The organism is Rhodococcus sp. Eu-32, from assembly GCF_003336925.1.
In the GTDB taxonomy this organism is placed as follows: Bacteria; Actinomycetota; Actinomycetes; order Mycobacteriales; family Mycobacteriaceae; genus Rhodococcoides; species Rhodococcoides kyotonensis_B.
In genome coordinates, this window is record NZ_QGNK01000008.1 from 166,086 (window position 1) to 179,475 (window position 13,390).

The window sequence follows — 13,390 nt, forward strand, 5'->3', positions numbered from 1 at the left end:
TGACGTCGCTGCTGTCCATTCGCGGTCTGCCCGCCGCGATGGCGATGGGTGCCGCCGCGTTCGGGGGATGGGGCCTTCTCCTTCCCGTCGTTCCGTTGGCCGTGTCCGTCGCAGGCGGGTCCGACGCCGTCGCCGGCGCGAGTACCGCGATCTTCATGGCGACGACGGTCGCGACACAGCTGTTCGTGCCGCGCATGTTGGCTCGATTCGGTCACCGTCTCGTCCTGGCGGCCGGGTGCATCTTGCTCGGTGCGCCCGCGGCGTCGTTCGCGCTGTCGGTGGACGTGATTCCTGCGCTGAGTGTGTCGGCGGTGCGAGGCATCGGGTTCGGCATGTTGACGGTGGCGGCGTCGGCGCTCGTCGCGGAACTGGCGCCTCCTGCGCAACTCGGTCGTGCGACCGGCGCCCAGGGCATAGCCGTCGCGCTGTCCCAAGCCGTGACGCTTCCTGCCGGGTTGGCGTTGTTCGCGGTGTCCCCGACTTCGGTGTTCCTGATCGGCGCGGCGGTTCCGCTGCTCGGACTCGTGGCCATCGTGTTTCTGCCCCCGATTCGCCCTGTGGTGCCCGCACGCGGCGAGCCGCGGACACCGCGTCGCGGATTCGGACGGCTGCTGATCCCGTGTCTCGCCATCGCGGCCGCGTCGGCGTCGTTCGGCGGGCTGTCGAGTCTGCTGCCGATCGCGGAACCGGGGCGCGAGTCGATGATCGGCGTCGCGCTGTCGGTCGTCAGTGTCGCGATGCTCGTCGGACGCTACGGTGCCGGCGTGATCGCCGACCACATCGGAATCGGTCGGGCACTGGCACCAGCCCTGGCGCTCGTCGGTGGCGGTGTCGCGGTGTTCGCGTTCGCCGTGTTCGAGACCAACCCTGCGGTCGTGTTCATGGCCGCGGCGGTGCTGTTCGGACTCGGGTACGGCGCGACGCAGAACGACAGCTTGGTGATGGCGTTCGACGCCGCGGGCCGCGAGCGCTACAGCCAGGCCAGCGCCGCCTGGAACATCGGATTCGACGCAGGCACCGGCGCGGGCGCGATGACGCTCGGCCTCGTCGTCGGAACAACCGGCTACACCGGCGGATTCGCGATGGTCGCCGTGGTCGCGTTCCTGATGGCCGTGGTGGTGGCGACGTCGCGACGAATGCAGGCGGATAGACTCGGGCCATGAAATCTGTGGCCCTGCTCGACTACGGCTCGGGCAATCTTCACTCGGCCAAGCGCGCACTCGACCGCGTCGGAGCGGACGTCGAGGTGACGAACGACCCCAAGGCCGCTCTGGCTGCGGACGGTCTCGTCGTTCCCGGCGTCGGCGCGTTCGCGGCGTGCATGGAAGGTCTTCTCGGGGTCAAGGGAGACCGCATCATCGGCCAGCGCCTCGCCGGCGGCCGTCCCGTGCTCGGCATCTGCGTCGGGATGCAGATCATGTTCGAGAGGGGCGTCGAATTCGGCGTGGAGGCCGACGGCTGCGGCGAGTGGCCCGGCACCGTCGAACGGTTGGCCGCACCGGTGCTTCCGCACATGGGCTGGAACACCGTCCGCGCGCCGGAGAAGAGCGTTCTGTTCGACGGTATCGACGCCGACACACGGTTCTACTTCGTGCACTCCTACGCGGTGCAGAAGTGGACGATGGATGTCGGTGACACCATCGCAGCTCCGCTGTTGACGTGGGCAGACCACGGCGGCGACTTCCTGGCCGCCGTCGAGAACGGTCCGTTGTCCGCTACCCAATTCCACCCGGAGAAGTCCGGTGACGCAGGCGCGGCGCTGCTGAAGAACTGGGTCGACTCGTTGTGATCGGTACGACGGGATGAGCGCGCGAGAGTTCTCGTTCGGGCGCCTCGTGGTCGCCTCTCTCGGCAGTGCCGCTCTCGCGCTGTTGCTCACCACCGTCGTCGTTGCAGTGGTTCGACCTGGTCCGGGCTGGGGTCTGGTGATCGTCGCGATCGGTGTCGCCGCGGCCGTCACCTCGATGGGCGTCGTCTCCACACGCATGACGCGTCGTGGACTCGGCGACGACGAGTGACCCAGCAGCTCGATTGTCGGATGCGGGCAGTAGCATGAACGCACGTGAGCCTGGTCTTATTGCCTGCTGTCGACGTCGCAGGCGGCGAAGCTGTCCGTCTCGTTCAGGGAGAGGCGGGGAGCGAAACGAAGTACGGATCCCCGCGTGATGCCGCGCTGGCGTGGCAGAACGACGGCGCCGAGTGGGTGCATCTCGTCGACCTCGACGCAGCATTCGGTCGTGGCTCCAACCGTGAACTGCTGGCCGACGTCGTCGGTGAGCTGGACGTCAAGGTCGAGCTGTCCGGCGGCATCCGCGACGACGAATCGCTGCGCGCAGCGCTCGCAACCGGTTGTGCGCGAGTCAATCTGGGCACCGCCGCGATCGAGAACCCGGAATGGTGCGCGCGTGCGATCGGCGAATTCGGCGACCGCATCGCGGTCGGCCTCGACGTGCGTATCGAAGACGGCATCCCGCGCGTCAAGGGACGCGGGTGGGTCAGCGACGGTGGGGATCTCTGGGAGATCCTCGAACGGCTCGAGCGCGACGGATGTTCGCGGTACGTCGTGACCGACGTGTCCAAGGACGGCACCTTGACGGGGCCGAACCTCGACCTGCTGAGTCAGGTGTGCGCCAAGACCGACAAGCCCGTCGTCGCGTCCGGTGGTGTCTCGACGATCGACGATCTCCGTGCGATCGCCACCCTCGTCGACCAAGGAGTCGAGGGTTCCATCGTCGGAAAGGCCCTCTACGCCGGTCGGTTCACCCTTCCCGACGCGCTCGCCGCGGTGTCCGGGTAGCCGCACATGAGTCTGCCCGAGGATCCGCAGCGCCTGCTGGACATCGCAAGTGGGTTGCTCGACGGCGTGCACGAGCGATTCGTCGCGGGCGTCGGTGCGCCGAGTGCCGTGCAGAAGGGCCCGGACGACTTCGCGACGGCTGTCGACCTCGAACTGGAGAAGCGGCTGACGTCGGAGCTGTTCGAGCACACCGGAATCGAAGTGCACGGCGAAGAATTCGGTGGTCCCGACCTACACGGCGATCCGGTGTGGGTGCTCGACCCGATCGACGGGACGTTCAACTATTCGGCCGGTCTGCCCTCCGCAGGCACCTTGCTCGCACTGCTCGACGGCGGCGTCCCGGTGCTGGCGTTGACGTGGCTCCCACTGGTGCGTCAGCGATTCACGGCCATCGCAGGCGGGCCGCTGAGGCTCGACGGTGAGGCGTTGCCGCGGCTCGAGCACCGGGCGCTCGGGGACTCGATGATCGGGTTCGGCGCATTCAACATCGCGAGTCGTGGACGAATCCCCGGCCTCTACCGCGTGCGCATACTCGAAGAACTGTCGAAGGTGTCCTCTCGTCTGCGTATGCACGGAGCCACCGGGGTGGACCTCGCGTACACCGCGAGCGGTGTCCTCGGCGGCTGTGTCGTGTTCGGCCATCGCGCGTGGGACAACGCCGCAGGCGCCCTGATGGTGCAGGCGGCAGGCGGTGTCGTCACCGACCTCGCGGGCGCCCCGTGGACCGTCGACTCCACCTCGGTGTTGGCCGGATCGCCCGGGGTGCACGAAGAACTGTCGAAGGTCGTCGCCTCGCTCGGCGATCCGAAAGATTTCCTGGAAGGACGTGTTCGATGAGCGTCGCAGTACGTGTCATCCCGTGCCTCGACGTGGATGCCGGCCGAGTGGTCAAGGGCGTCAACTTCGAAAACCTGCGCGACGCAGGCGATCCCGTCGAACTTGCCCGTGCGTACGACGCGCAGGGGGCCGACGAGCTGACGTTCCTCGACGTCACCGCGTCGACCGCTGCACGAGGCACGATGCTCGACGTCGTCAGTCGAACCGCGGAACAGGTCTTCATTCCTCTGACCGTCGGCGGGGGAGTGCGCACGGTCGACGACGTCGACAAGCTGCTGCGTGCCGGCGCCGACAAGGTAAGCGTGAACACCGCAGCCATCGCGCGACCCGAACTGCTGCGTGAACTGAGCGAGCGCTTCGGATCGCAGTGCATCGTGCTGTCCGTCGATGCCCGAACGGTTCCGGACGGCCAGGAAGACACACCGTCGGGGTGGGAGGTCACCACCCACGGCGGCAAGCGCGGCACCGGAATCGACGCGGTCGAGTGGGCCGTGCGCGGCGCCGAGCTCGGGGTCGGCGAGATTCTGCTCAACTCGATGGACGCCGACGGCACGAAGGCAGGCTTCGACCTCCCGATGATCACGGCAGTCCGATCCGCCGTCCACGTTCCCGTCATCGCGAGTGGTGGTGCGGGTGCCGTCGAACACTTTCCGCCTGCCGTCACCGCGGGAGCCGACGCCGTCCTCGCGGCGAGCGTCTTCCACTTCGGCGATCTGACCATCCCACAGGTCAAGGACGCGATGCGCGTCGACGGCATCGTCGTACGCTGACAGTCCACGGCAACTCGAAAGGTAGAGCGAGAGCATGAGTCTGGACCCGGCCATTGCCGCCCGGCTGAAGCGTAACGACGCGGGGCTTTTCAGCGCCGTCGCGCAGGAGCGCAGCACCGGCAACGTACTCATGGTCGCCTGGATGGACGACGAGGCACTGGCCCGCACACTCGAGACGCGTCGGGGAACGTACTATTCGCGATCGCGGAAGCAGTACTGGGTCAAAGGCGAGACTTCGGGGCACACCCAGTACGTCCACGAGGTGCGCCTCGACTGCGACGGTGACACCGTGCTTCTCGTCGTCGACCAGGTCGGCGCCGCTTGCCATACCGGAACGCACACTTGCTTCGATTCGGACGTTCTGCTGGGCTGAGCCCTCGTTCGCGGACCGAGGGCGTCCCATGGTCACTCTGAGTGACCGAATGTCACCCTCGGTCGGATCGGGTTGCGGCGCGGTTGGGACCGAGGGCGCCCCGTGGTCACTCCGAGTGACCGGATGTCACCTTCGGTCGGGAAAGGGAAGGGAAAACCGGGGCAGACCGTCAGGCCTTCCCCGTCCCCTCCGCGATGCCCTTGTCCAGCTGCTCGAGCATGACGGCGCTGAGCGAGGCCAGCTGTTCGACGTGATCGGGCCCGAGGCCCTCGAAAAGCAGCGCCTGCACGGTGTTGACGTGGCTCGGCGCGGCGCCGACGACCTTCTCCATGCCTGCGTCGGTCAGCACCGCATACGAACCCCGACTGCCTTCGATGCTTTCGCGTCGAACCCATCCGGCCTTCTCGAGTTTCGTGACGACGTGAGACAGCCGCGACAGCGAGGCGTTCGCGATCTTGGCGAGATCACGGAGCTGGATGCGCCGGTCGGCGTGTTCGGACAGGCTAGACAGCACGAAGTAGTCGAAGTGAGTCAGACCGGAGTCGCGCTGCAGCTGGGTGTCCAGCGCTGCGGGTAGTCGGGTGACGATGGCTACCAACGATCGCCACGCGGCTTGCTGGCTGTCGCTGAGCCAGCGAGCTTCGACCTCGGTCGTCGACTTGTCCATCGCGGTGAGCCCTCCTGATCGAACGCAGACACTGTGTTGTGCTCAGTCACAGTGTTCCACTCGATTGAAGCTTCACACACACGCCGTACGGAACTACCGCGTCGATCGACTCCGCAGGAACTCGAGCGCATGATCGGCGTGCGCCTCGAACCGGAATTCGCTGCTGAAGGCTTCGAGGACGGTGCGGTCGGTGTCGATCACGAACGTCGCCCGCTTGACCGGTGACAACTTCCCGAGCAACCCGCGCTTGACGCCGAACGCCGTGGCCACGGCACCGTCGGAGTCGGACAGCAGCGGGTAGTCGAACCCCTTGTCCGCGGAGAAGTCCGACTGCTTGGCGACGGCGTCGGTGCTGATTCCGACCCGAGTCGCGCCCACTTCGGCGAACTCGGCTGCCAGATCTCGGAAGTGACATGCCTCGGCGGTGCAGCCGGGGGTGAAGGCGGCGGGATAGAAGAACAGGACGACCGGGCCGTTCCGCAACAGCCCGTCGAGGGACTGCGGGGTGCCCGTCTGGTCGGGAAGCGTGAAGTCCGGGACGCTGTCACCTGGTTTCATGCCACGCAGGCTACCGCGCGACGCGGCGTGCGTGCGGCACCTGGGATGATGAAGTCATGCATGGCGAGACCACGACACTGCCCGGTGCGACGCAACCTGCCGACTCGTCCTCGACGACCACGCGGGAGGTGTTTCGGGCACTTGCCGCCGAACATCGCGTCGTGCCCGTCGTTCGCAAGGTGCTGGCGGATTCGGAGACGCCGTTGTCGGCGTACCGCAAGCTCGGCGGCGACCGCCCTGGGACGTTCCTGTTCGAATCCGCGGAGAACGGCCGCTCCTGGTCGCGCTGGTCGTTCATCGGTGCGGGCACACCGGCGGCGCTGACCGTGGAGAACGGAGACGCCGTCTGGCGCGGAAACGTGCCGGCAGGCGTGCCGTCGGGTGGAAATCCGCTCGACGTGCTGGGCCGCACGCTGGAGTTTCTGCGGTCCGAGCGCCTCCCCGGGCTGCCCCCGCTGACCGGCGGAATGGTCGGGTACATGGGGTACGACGCGGTCCGTCGCATCGAACGCCTGCCCGAGCATGCGGAGGACGACCTTCGGGTCCCCGAGATGCTGATGCTCCTCGCCACGGATCTGGCGGCGGTGGATCATCACGAGGGTGCGATCACCTTGATCGCGAACGCTGTCAACTGGGACGGCACGGACGAGCGCGTCGACGCGGCGTACGACGACGCGGTGGCACGCCTCGACCGGATGTGCGCGGACCTGGCCGCACCTGCACCGTCGACCGTCTCGACGATGTCGCGCCCGACCCCGAACTATCGGCGTCAGCGCACCTCCGAAGGCTTCGGCAAGGACGTCCGTCGTCTCGTCGAGGAGATCGAGGCGGGCGAGGCCTTCCAGGTCGTGCTGTCGCAGCGGTTCGAGATGGACACCGATGCAGCGCCGATCGACGTCTATCGCATGCTGCGCGCATCGAACCCGAGTCCGTACATGTACTTGATGCACGTGCCGGGCGCAGACGGCGAGACGGCGTTCTCGATCGTCGGGTCGAGCCCGGAAGCGCTCGTCACCGTCGTCGACGGTGTCGCGACGACGCATCCCATCGCAGGCACCAGGTGGCGCGGTAAGTCGGAGGAAGAGGACGTCCTGCTCGAGAAGGACCTGCTCGCCGACGAGAAGGAGAACGCCGAGCACCTCATGCTCGTGGATCTGGGACGCAACGACCTGGGCCGCGTCTGCACGCCCGGGACGGTGCGCGTCAACGACTATCGACACATCGAGCGTTACAGCCACGTCATGCACCTCGTGTCCACCGTGACCGGACATCTCGCCGACGGACGGCAGGCGCTCGACGCCGTCAAGGCGTGTTTCCCGGCCGGAACACTGTCCGGTGCGCCCAAGGTGCGCGCGATGGAACTGATCGACGAGCTGGAGCCGACCCGACGCGGAATCTACGGCGGCATCGTCGGATATCTCGATTTCTCGGGCGATGCGGACACTGCGATCGCCATTCGCACGGCCCTGATGAAGGACGGCACCGCGTACGTGCAGGCGGGGGCAGGCGTCGTCGCCGATTCGGTGGCCGAATACGAGGACACCGAGGCCAAGAACAAGGCGATGGCCGTTCTGGGCGCGGTGGCCGCCGCCGAATCGCTCCGAGCCGTGAGAGGCGATCACCCGTGACGTCGGCGACGCAGCGACGAGGCACGGGAGCCCGCGCGACGGCCGTGTCGGTGGTTCTTCTGCTCGTCGGTGCTGCGTGCCTGTGGGGCAGCTCGCGAATGACGTGGGTGACGGTCACCTCGTCGGACGGTCTGGGCGAGGCCCGCACGACCGAACTCCTCGGTAGCACGTGGGCGGCCGCGTCGACCCCTCTGGCGCTTGCGCTCGTCGCGGCGGTGGCCGCGCAATTCGCCGTCAAGGGGTGGGCGTCACGGGTTCTGGCGGTTCTCGTCGCTCTCGTCGCCGTCGCCGCTGCCGTTCCGGCAGTCGGCGCATTGTTCGGTGACGTGTCGGCGGACGAGGCGTCGAGCGTCGCCGAACTTCCGACCCGCGCCGAGGTGACGTCGACGCAGACCTCTCTGCTCCCGGCAGCGCTGGCGCTGATCGGGGCCGTGTGCGCTCTGGTCGCCGCGATCGTTCTGCTACGAAAACCAACCTCTCGGAAGGTATTGTCGTCGAAGTACGACGCTCCTGCCGCGCGGCGCGACGAGGCCGCCGAGCGCGCGAGGACTGCGTCGGAACGCGCCGACGCGAACGGTGAGGGGGATGACTTGACCGAGCGGATGCTGTGGGACGCGCTCGATGCGGGGGAGGATCCGACCGATAGGACCCCGAGGAACGATCACTGAAACCGCCCTCTACGCTAGGGAAGACCTCGATGAGCTTCCTCACATCAGGTCACCGATGGGAAAGGACTCGGGCCACCATGACTGTTCTCGATTCGATTCTGGACGGTGTGCGTGCCGACGTCGCAGCGCGAGAATCCATTGTCGACTTCGCTTCCGTGAAGGCCGCTGCGCTGAAGGCGCCTGCGGCACTGGACGCGACCGCTGCATTGCACGAGGACGGCATCGGCGTCATCGCCGAGGTCAAGCGCGCGAGCCCGTCGAAGGGCGCCCTCGCCGAGATCGGTGATCCTGCGGTTCTTGCTCAGGCCTACGAGCAGGGTGGCGCGCGCGTCATCAGCGTTCTCACCGAGGAGCGTCGATTCCACGGTTCGCTCGCCGACCTGGACGCGGTGCGCAAGGCCGTCAGTATTCCGGTGCTGCGCAAGGACTTCATCGTCGGTCCGTATCAGATCCACGAGGCTCGGGCCCACGGCGCCGACGTCATCCTGTTGATCGTCGCCGCACTCGACCAGCATGCGCTCACCTCGCTCCTCGATCGCACCGAGTCGCTCGGCATGACCGCCCTCGTCGAGGTGCACACCGAAGCCGAAGCGGATCGTGCGCTCGAAGCGGGTGCACGCGTCATCGGCATCAACGCGCGTGACTTGAAGACGTTGGAAATCGATCGCGACGCGTTCTCGCGCATCGCTCCCGGACTGCCGAGCGAAGTCATCCGCGTCGCCGAATCGGGCGTCAGGGGCACGGCGGATCTTCTCGCGTACGCGGGCGCGGGTGCCGACGCGGTGCTCGTCGGCGAGGGGCTCGTCACCAGCGGCGATCCTCGTACCGCGGTCTCCGATCTGGTCACCGCGGGAACCCACCCTTCCTGCCCCAAGCCTGCCCGCTGAAACGGTAGACCCGAACGCTGCCGCCGGTGACGGCTGGGGCAGACTGGACGGGTGAGCAGCAACCTTCAGAGCCCTCGTTTCAAGGGCGGTGACCTCCCGGAGACCAGCGCGGGTGTCACCGACCGTAGTCAGCACAATCCCGACGTCGGCGGGCATTTCGGTGTCTACGGTGGACGGTTCGTTCCCGAGGCGCTCATGGGCGTCATCGAGGAAGTCTCCGCCGAGTACGACAAGGTGCGCAGCGACAACGAATTCCTCGCCGAGCTCGATCGACTGCAGCGCGACTACACGGGCCGTCCGTCGCCGGTGTTCGAGGCGACGCGGCTGTCGGAGCATGCGGGTGGCGCGCGGATCCTTCTGAAGCGAGAAGACCTCAACCACACTGGTTCTCACAAGATCAACAACGTCCTCGGCCAGGTTCTGCTCGCCAAGCGGATGGGCAAGACACGCGTTATCGCCGAGACGGGTGCAGGCCAGCACGGTGTCGCGACGGCTACCGCATGCGCCCTGCTCGGACTCGACTGTGTCGTGTACATGGGCGAGGTCGACACCGAGCGTCAGGCACTGAACGTCGCCCGGATGCGGCTGCTCGGGTCCAGTGTCGTTGCGGTCAAGTCGGGTTCGCGCACACTGAAGGACGCGATCAACGAAGCACTGCGCGACTGGGTCACCAACGCTCACGACACCTACTACTGCTTCGGCACGGTCGCCGGACCGCACCCGTTCCCGCTGATGGTCCGCGACTTCCAGCGCATCATCGGACTCGAAGCGCGCCAACAGGTTCAGGCGTCGACGGGACGGCTTCCCGACGCCATCGCCGCGTGCGTCGGCGGCGGCTCGAACGCGATCGGCATCTTCCACGCGTTCATCGACGATCCGTCGGTTCGTCTCGTGGGCTTCGAGGCCGCGGGTGACGGCGTCGAGACGGGTCGTCACGCAGCCACGATCAGCGGCGGCACCCCGGGAGCCCTGCACGGCGCGTACTCCTACCTGCTGCAGGACGAGGACGGCCAGACCATCGAGTCGCACTCGATCTCGGCAGGTCTGGACTACCCGGGCGTCGGCCCGGAGCACTCGCATCTCAACGATCTCGGACGCGCGGAGTACCGCGGGATCACCGACACCGAAGCGATGGATGCCTTCAAGCTGCTCAGCCGGACCGAGGGCATCATCCCGGCCATCGAGTCGGCGCACGCGGTCGCCGGTGCGCTCAAGCTCGGCAAGGAACTGGGCGAAGGCAAGATCGTGCTCGTGAACCTGTCCGGCCGCGGCGACAAGGACGTCGACACCGCAGCCGAATGGTTCGGGCTGGTCGACAGCGATGGCGAAGCACACGTGGACGCCGAGAAGGGTGCGCAGGAATGATCGAACGTTCAAGGCTCGCAGCAACATTCGAGAAGACTCGCGCCGAGAACCGCGCGGCGCTCGTCGGTTACCTGCCGGCCGGTTTCCCGACGGTCGAAGGGTCGATCGAGGTTCTCGAGACCATGGTGAAGTCCGGTTGCGACATCGTCGAGGTCGGCATCCCGTATTCCGACCCGGTCATGGACGGCCCGACCATCCAGGCGGCCGCCGACACGGCATTGCGCGCGGGTGTCAAGGTCAAGGACGTCTTCACGGTCGTCGAGAAGGTGTCGGCGGCGGGTGGTAGCGCGGTCGTCATGACGTACTGGAATCTGGTGCTGCGCTACGGAATCGATCGGTTCGCGCGGGATCTCGCGAACGCAGGCGGACTCGGCATCATCACTCCCGACCTCATTCCCGACGAAGCAGGGGAGTGGCTGGAGGCGTCGAAGACACACGATCTCGATCGCATCTTCCTCGTCGCGCCGTCGTCCACGGAGGAGCGTCTCGCCAGCACGGTCGAATTGAGCAGTGGTTTCGTCTACGCCGCCTCGACGATGGGCGTGACCGGCGCACGCGACGCCGTGTCGTCGGCCGCTCCCGAACTGACGAAGCGCATCCGCGCTCACTCCGACATTCCGATCGGCGTCGGACTCGGTGTGCGTTCGGGTGCGCAGGCCGCCGAGATCGCCCGCTACGCCGACGCGGTCATCGTCGGTTCCGCTCTGGTCAGCGCGGTCGACAACGGACTGGATGCTGTCGCCTCGCTCACGAGCGAACTCGCCGAGGGCGTCCGTTCGGCTAACGTGTCGTCGTGACTTCCGCCCTTGCGTCGTCGACCTCTGTCCTTGCCTACATTCCCAGCCCGCCACAGGGCGTCTGGTACGTGGGTCCGCTCGCATTGCGGGCCTACGCGCTGTTCATCATTCTCGGCATCGTCGTCGCGATCATCTGGGGTGACCGTCGCTGGGTCGCTCGCGGAGGAACCAAGGGAACGGTTCTCGACGTCGCGGTGTGGGCCGTCCCGTTCGGCCTGATCGGCGGGCGGCTCTACCACGTCGCCACGGACTGGACCACGTACTTCGGTGCGGGCGGTGACCCGATTCGAGCGCTGAAGGTCTGGGAGGGTGGCCTCGGAATCTGGGGCGCCGTACTGCTCGGTGGCGTCGGCGCCTGGATCGCGTGCCGCAGGCGCGGTATTCCGCTGCCCGCGTTCGGCGACGCCGTGGCACCCCCGATCCTGCTGGCACAGGCGATCGGCCGCATCGGCAACTACTTCAACCAGGAGCTGTACGGCCGCGAGACCACGGTGCCGTGGGGTCTGGAAATCTACGAACGCGCCGACGCGAACGGCCGCATCGATTCGCTGTCCGGTGTGTCGACGGGACTCGTCGAGAGGGTCGTCCACCCGACGTTCCTGTACGAGCTCCTGTCGAGCCTCGCGGTCGTCGTGGTTCTCGTCATCGTGGACAAGCGGTTCTCCATCGGCCACGGACGCCTGTTCGCACTCTACGTCGCCGGGTACTGTGCAGGTCGATTCTGGGTCGAGCTCATGCGAGACGACTACGCGACGCACATCGCAGGCATTCGCATCAACTCGTTCACCTCGGCCATCGTCTTCGTGCTCGCGGTGGCGTACGTCGTCCTGGCGAAGAAGGGGCGCGAGGAGCCGTCGACTCTGGTGTCCAAGGGCGCCGAGGAGGAGAACGCGGCGACCGACGAAACAGTCGACGACGCCGCGGAACGCACACCCGAGAACTGAACCGACTCACATGGCAGACTCTCCGCATCAGCTGCCGACCTGAACGAGGAGCGCACGGTGACCGAGCCCGAGAAGAACCGAGACGAGACGACGAGCGGATCCCGCAGCGACGCGGAACGTCCGTCCACTCCGCCGGAGTTCGGTGCACCGTTCGACTACGACGCGACCGCGGAAGCATCGTTGTCGGAGCCGCCCGCCACGTCGGAGATCGGGCCGGTCACCGGTGCGACGGGGTCGGGCTCCGGCTCGGGTCCGGGATGGGACGTCCACTCCGGCGTCGGCAACGGTCCAGGATGGGGAGCAAGCCCGAGCTACCCGCCGCCGAGTGAGCCCGACGCGCCGGGTGTGAATCTCGACAAGCCCTCGGCGACACCGTCGTACGACCCGAACGCGTACGGAACCGACTACGGAACTCAGCCGTACGGTGCTCCCACGTACGGCGCGCCCAACTACGGTGACCCGAACCACGGGGGACCGGTGTACGGGCCGCCGGACCCCGGCTACCAGCAGTTCGCGCAGCCGACTCCCGACGCGGGATACGCGCCGCCGCCCCCTCCCGGGTACGGACCCCAGGGCTACGCGCCACAGCCCTACGGCGGGTTCCAGGGTGGCTACGGCGTCGATCCGTCGGCACCGTTCGGGCGTCACCCGATGACGGGTGAGCCGCTGTCGGACAAGTCCAAGGTGACGGCCGGCCTTCTCGAAATCCTGCTCGGTGCCTTCGGTGCCGGTCGGTTCTATCTCAATCAGCCGGGAATCGCGATCGCGCAGATCGCCGTCACCTGGTTGACCTGTGGCATCGGTGGCATCTGGCCGTTGATCGACGGCATCATGATGCTCACCGGCAGTGTCCGCGACCAGCACGGTCGGCCACTGCGCGATTAGCGTCGGTCGAGACCAATAGCCCTGGAATTGTCGAGCTGTCAAGGGCTACTGGTAGGCTCGTTTCGTTCGGCCCCGGCCGGACCCCTTCGCGGGCCAGAGTTGTCCCGGTAGAACCCGAATTTCAGCACGAGCGAGTTCTCGCGTGACCCGTATCGTTGTCACCAGAGCTCATTCGCTGGCGGAGTCGCCGAGGAAAGAACGCCGCCGATGCGGC

The 13,390-nt window shown here is 67.1% G+C and carries 16 protein-coding genes; 14 read left to right on the top strand and 2 right to left on the bottom strand.

Going from position 1 to position 13,390, the window contains the following annotated elements:
* Positions 1–38: 38 nt before the first annotated feature.
* From DK926_RS12245 to hisI, 7 genes are read left to right on the top strand one after another with little or no spacing between them, the layout of a single operon-like run.
* The gene (locus DK926_RS12245) at positions 39–1,163 is read left to right on the top strand and encodes an MFS transporter (protein WP_114330678.1); all 1,125 of its coding nucleotides are present in this window, start codon (positions 39–41) and stop codon (positions 1,161–1,163) included.
* Positions 1,160–1,789, top strand: coding sequence for an imidazole glycerol phosphate synthase subunit HisH (hisH, locus tag DK926_RS12250; RefSeq protein ID WP_068420771.1), 630 nt, complete (start codon positions 1,160–1,162; stop codon positions 1,787–1,789). The genes DK926_RS12245 and hisH overlap by 4 nt, the downstream gene beginning before the upstream one ends.
* Positions 1,790–1,802: 13 nt before the next feature.
* Positions 1,803–2,018: a hypothetical protein gene (locus DK926_RS12255; protein WP_114330613.1), complete on the top strand. Its 216-nt coding sequence runs from the start codon at positions 1,803–1,805 to the stop codon at positions 2,016–2,018.
* 44 nt (positions 2,019–2,062) lie between these two features.
* Positions 2,063–2,797 (top strand): bifunctional 1-(5-phosphoribosyl)-5-((5-phosphoribosylamino)methylideneamino)imidazole-4-carboxamide isomerase/phosphoribosylanthranilate isomerase PriA, encoded by a 735-nt coding sequence (gene priA / locus DK926_RS12260; protein WP_068420775.1) that lies wholly within the window; start codon positions 2,063–2,065, stop codon positions 2,795–2,797.
* A 6-nt stretch (positions 2,798–2,803) separates the two neighbouring features.
* Positions 2,804–3,634 (top strand): inositol monophosphatase, encoded by an 831-nt coding sequence (locus DK926_RS12265; protein WP_114330614.1) that lies wholly within the window; start codon positions 2,804–2,806, stop codon positions 3,632–3,634.
* Positions 3,631–4,404 carry an imidazole glycerol phosphate synthase subunit HisF gene (gene hisF, locus DK926_RS12270; RefSeq protein ID WP_068420779.1) on the top strand — a complete coding sequence of 258 codons (774 nt, stop codon included), beginning with the start codon at positions 3,631–3,633 and terminating at the stop codon, positions 4,402–4,404. Before DK926_RS12265 ends, hisF begins: the two co-directional genes overlap by 4 nt.
* A 34-nt stretch (positions 4,405–4,438) precedes the next feature.
* Positions 4,439–4,777 carry a phosphoribosyl-AMP cyclohydrolase gene (gene hisI, locus DK926_RS12275; RefSeq protein ID WP_068420782.1) on the top strand — a complete coding sequence of 113 codons (339 nt, stop codon included), beginning with the start codon at positions 4,439–4,441 and terminating at the stop codon, positions 4,775–4,777.
* Between the two features lie 169 nt (positions 4,778–4,946).
* Here hisI and DK926_RS12280 read toward each other — a convergent pair whose 3' ends face one another.
* Positions 4,947–5,444 (bottom strand): MarR family transcriptional regulator, encoded by a 498-nt coding sequence (locus tag DK926_RS12280; protein ID WP_068420784.1) that lies wholly within the window; start codon positions 5,442–5,444, stop codon positions 4,947–4,949.
* Positions 5,445–5,537: 93 nt separating this feature from the next.
* Positions 5,538–6,002 carry a peroxiredoxin gene (locus DK926_RS12285; RefSeq protein WP_114330615.1) on the bottom strand — a complete coding sequence of 155 codons (465 nt, stop codon included), beginning with the start codon at positions 6,000–6,002 and terminating at the stop codon, positions 5,538–5,540.
* A gap of 56 nt (positions 6,003–6,058) precedes the next feature.
* On the opposite strand from DK926_RS12285, the gene DK926_RS12290 reads away from it, so the two are divergent.
* From DK926_RS12290 to DK926_RS12320, 7 genes are all read left to right on the top strand, one after another.
* Positions 6,059–7,630: an anthranilate synthase component I gene (locus tag DK926_RS12290; protein WP_114330616.1), complete on the top strand. Its 1,572-nt coding sequence runs from the start codon at positions 6,059–6,061 to the stop codon at positions 7,628–7,630.
* Positions 7,627–8,298: a TIGR02234 family membrane protein gene (locus DK926_RS12295; RefSeq protein WP_068420789.1), complete on the top strand. Its 672-nt coding sequence runs from the start codon at positions 7,627–7,629 to the stop codon at positions 8,296–8,298. The genes DK926_RS12290 and DK926_RS12295 overlap by 4 nt, the downstream gene beginning before the upstream one ends.
* A gap of 77 nt (positions 8,299–8,375) precedes the next feature.
* Positions 8,376–9,185: an indole-3-glycerol phosphate synthase TrpC gene (gene trpC / locus DK926_RS12300; RefSeq protein WP_068420791.1), complete on the top strand. Its 810-nt coding sequence runs from the start codon at positions 8,376–8,378 to the stop codon at positions 9,183–9,185.
* Positions 9,186–9,236: 51 nt separating this feature from the next.
* Positions 9,237–10,550 (top strand): tryptophan synthase subunit beta, encoded by a 1,314-nt coding sequence (gene trpB / locus DK926_RS12305; protein ID WP_114330617.1) that lies wholly within the window; start codon positions 9,237–9,239, stop codon positions 10,548–10,550.
* On the top strand, positions 10,547–11,347 hold the full coding sequence (gene trpA / locus DK926_RS12310) for a tryptophan synthase subunit alpha (protein WP_114330618.1): 801 nt from the start codon (positions 10,547–10,549) through the stop codon (positions 11,345–11,347). Before trpB ends, trpA begins: the two co-directional genes overlap by 4 nt.
* Positions 11,344–12,291, top strand: coding sequence for a prolipoprotein diacylglyceryl transferase (lgt, locus tag DK926_RS12315; protein WP_114330619.1), 948 nt, complete (start codon positions 11,344–11,346; stop codon positions 12,289–12,291). The genes trpA and lgt overlap by 4 nt, the downstream gene beginning before the upstream one ends.
* Positions 12,292–12,348: 57 nt before the next feature.
* Positions 12,349–13,176 carry a TM2 domain-containing protein gene (locus DK926_RS12320; RefSeq protein ID WP_068420798.1) on the top strand — a complete coding sequence of 276 codons (828 nt, stop codon included), beginning with the start codon at positions 12,349–12,351 and terminating at the stop codon, positions 13,174–13,176.
* Positions 13,177–13,390 lie beyond the last annotated feature (214 nt).

Coding starts and splice junctions, on each gene's coding strand:
- DK926_RS12285 (WP_114330615.1), bottom strand. CDS start 6,002: ATGAAACCAGGTGACAGCGTCCCGGACTTCACGCTTCCCGACCAGACG.
- hisF (WP_068420779.1), top strand. CDS start 3,631: ATGAGCGTCGCAGTACGTGTCATCCCGTGCCTCGACGTGGATGCCGGC.
- DK926_RS12280 (WP_068420784.1), bottom strand. CDS start 5,444: ATGGACAAGTCGACGACCGAGGTCGAAGCTCGCTGGCTCAGCGACAGC.
- DK926_RS12265 (WP_114330614.1), top strand. CDS start 2,804: ATGAGTCTGCCCGAGGATCCGCAGCGCCTGCTGGACATCGCAAGTGGG.
- hisI (WP_068420782.1), top strand. CDS start 4,439: ATGAGTCTGGACCCGGCCATTGCCGCCCGGCTGAAGCGTAACGACGCG.
- DK926_RS12255 (WP_114330613.1), top strand. CDS start 1,803: ATGAGCGCGCGAGAGTTCTCGTTCGGGCGCCTCGTGGTCGCCTCTCTC.
- hisH (WP_068420771.1), top strand. CDS start 1,160: ATGAAATCTGTGGCCCTGCTCGACTACGGCTCGGGCAATCTTCACTCG.
- trpA (WP_114330618.1), top strand. CDS start 10,547: ATGATCGAACGTTCAAGGCTCGCAGCAACATTCGAGAAGACTCGCGCC.
- DK926_RS12245 (WP_114330678.1), top strand. CDS start 39: ATGGCGATGGGTGCCGCCGCGTTCGGGGGATGGGGCCTTCTCCTTCCC.
- DK926_RS12290 (WP_114330616.1), top strand. CDS start 6,059: ATGCATGGCGAGACCACGACACTGCCCGGTGCGACGCAACCTGCCGAC.
- trpC (WP_068420791.1), top strand. CDS start 8,376: ATGACTGTTCTCGATTCGATTCTGGACGGTGTGCGTGCCGACGTCGCA.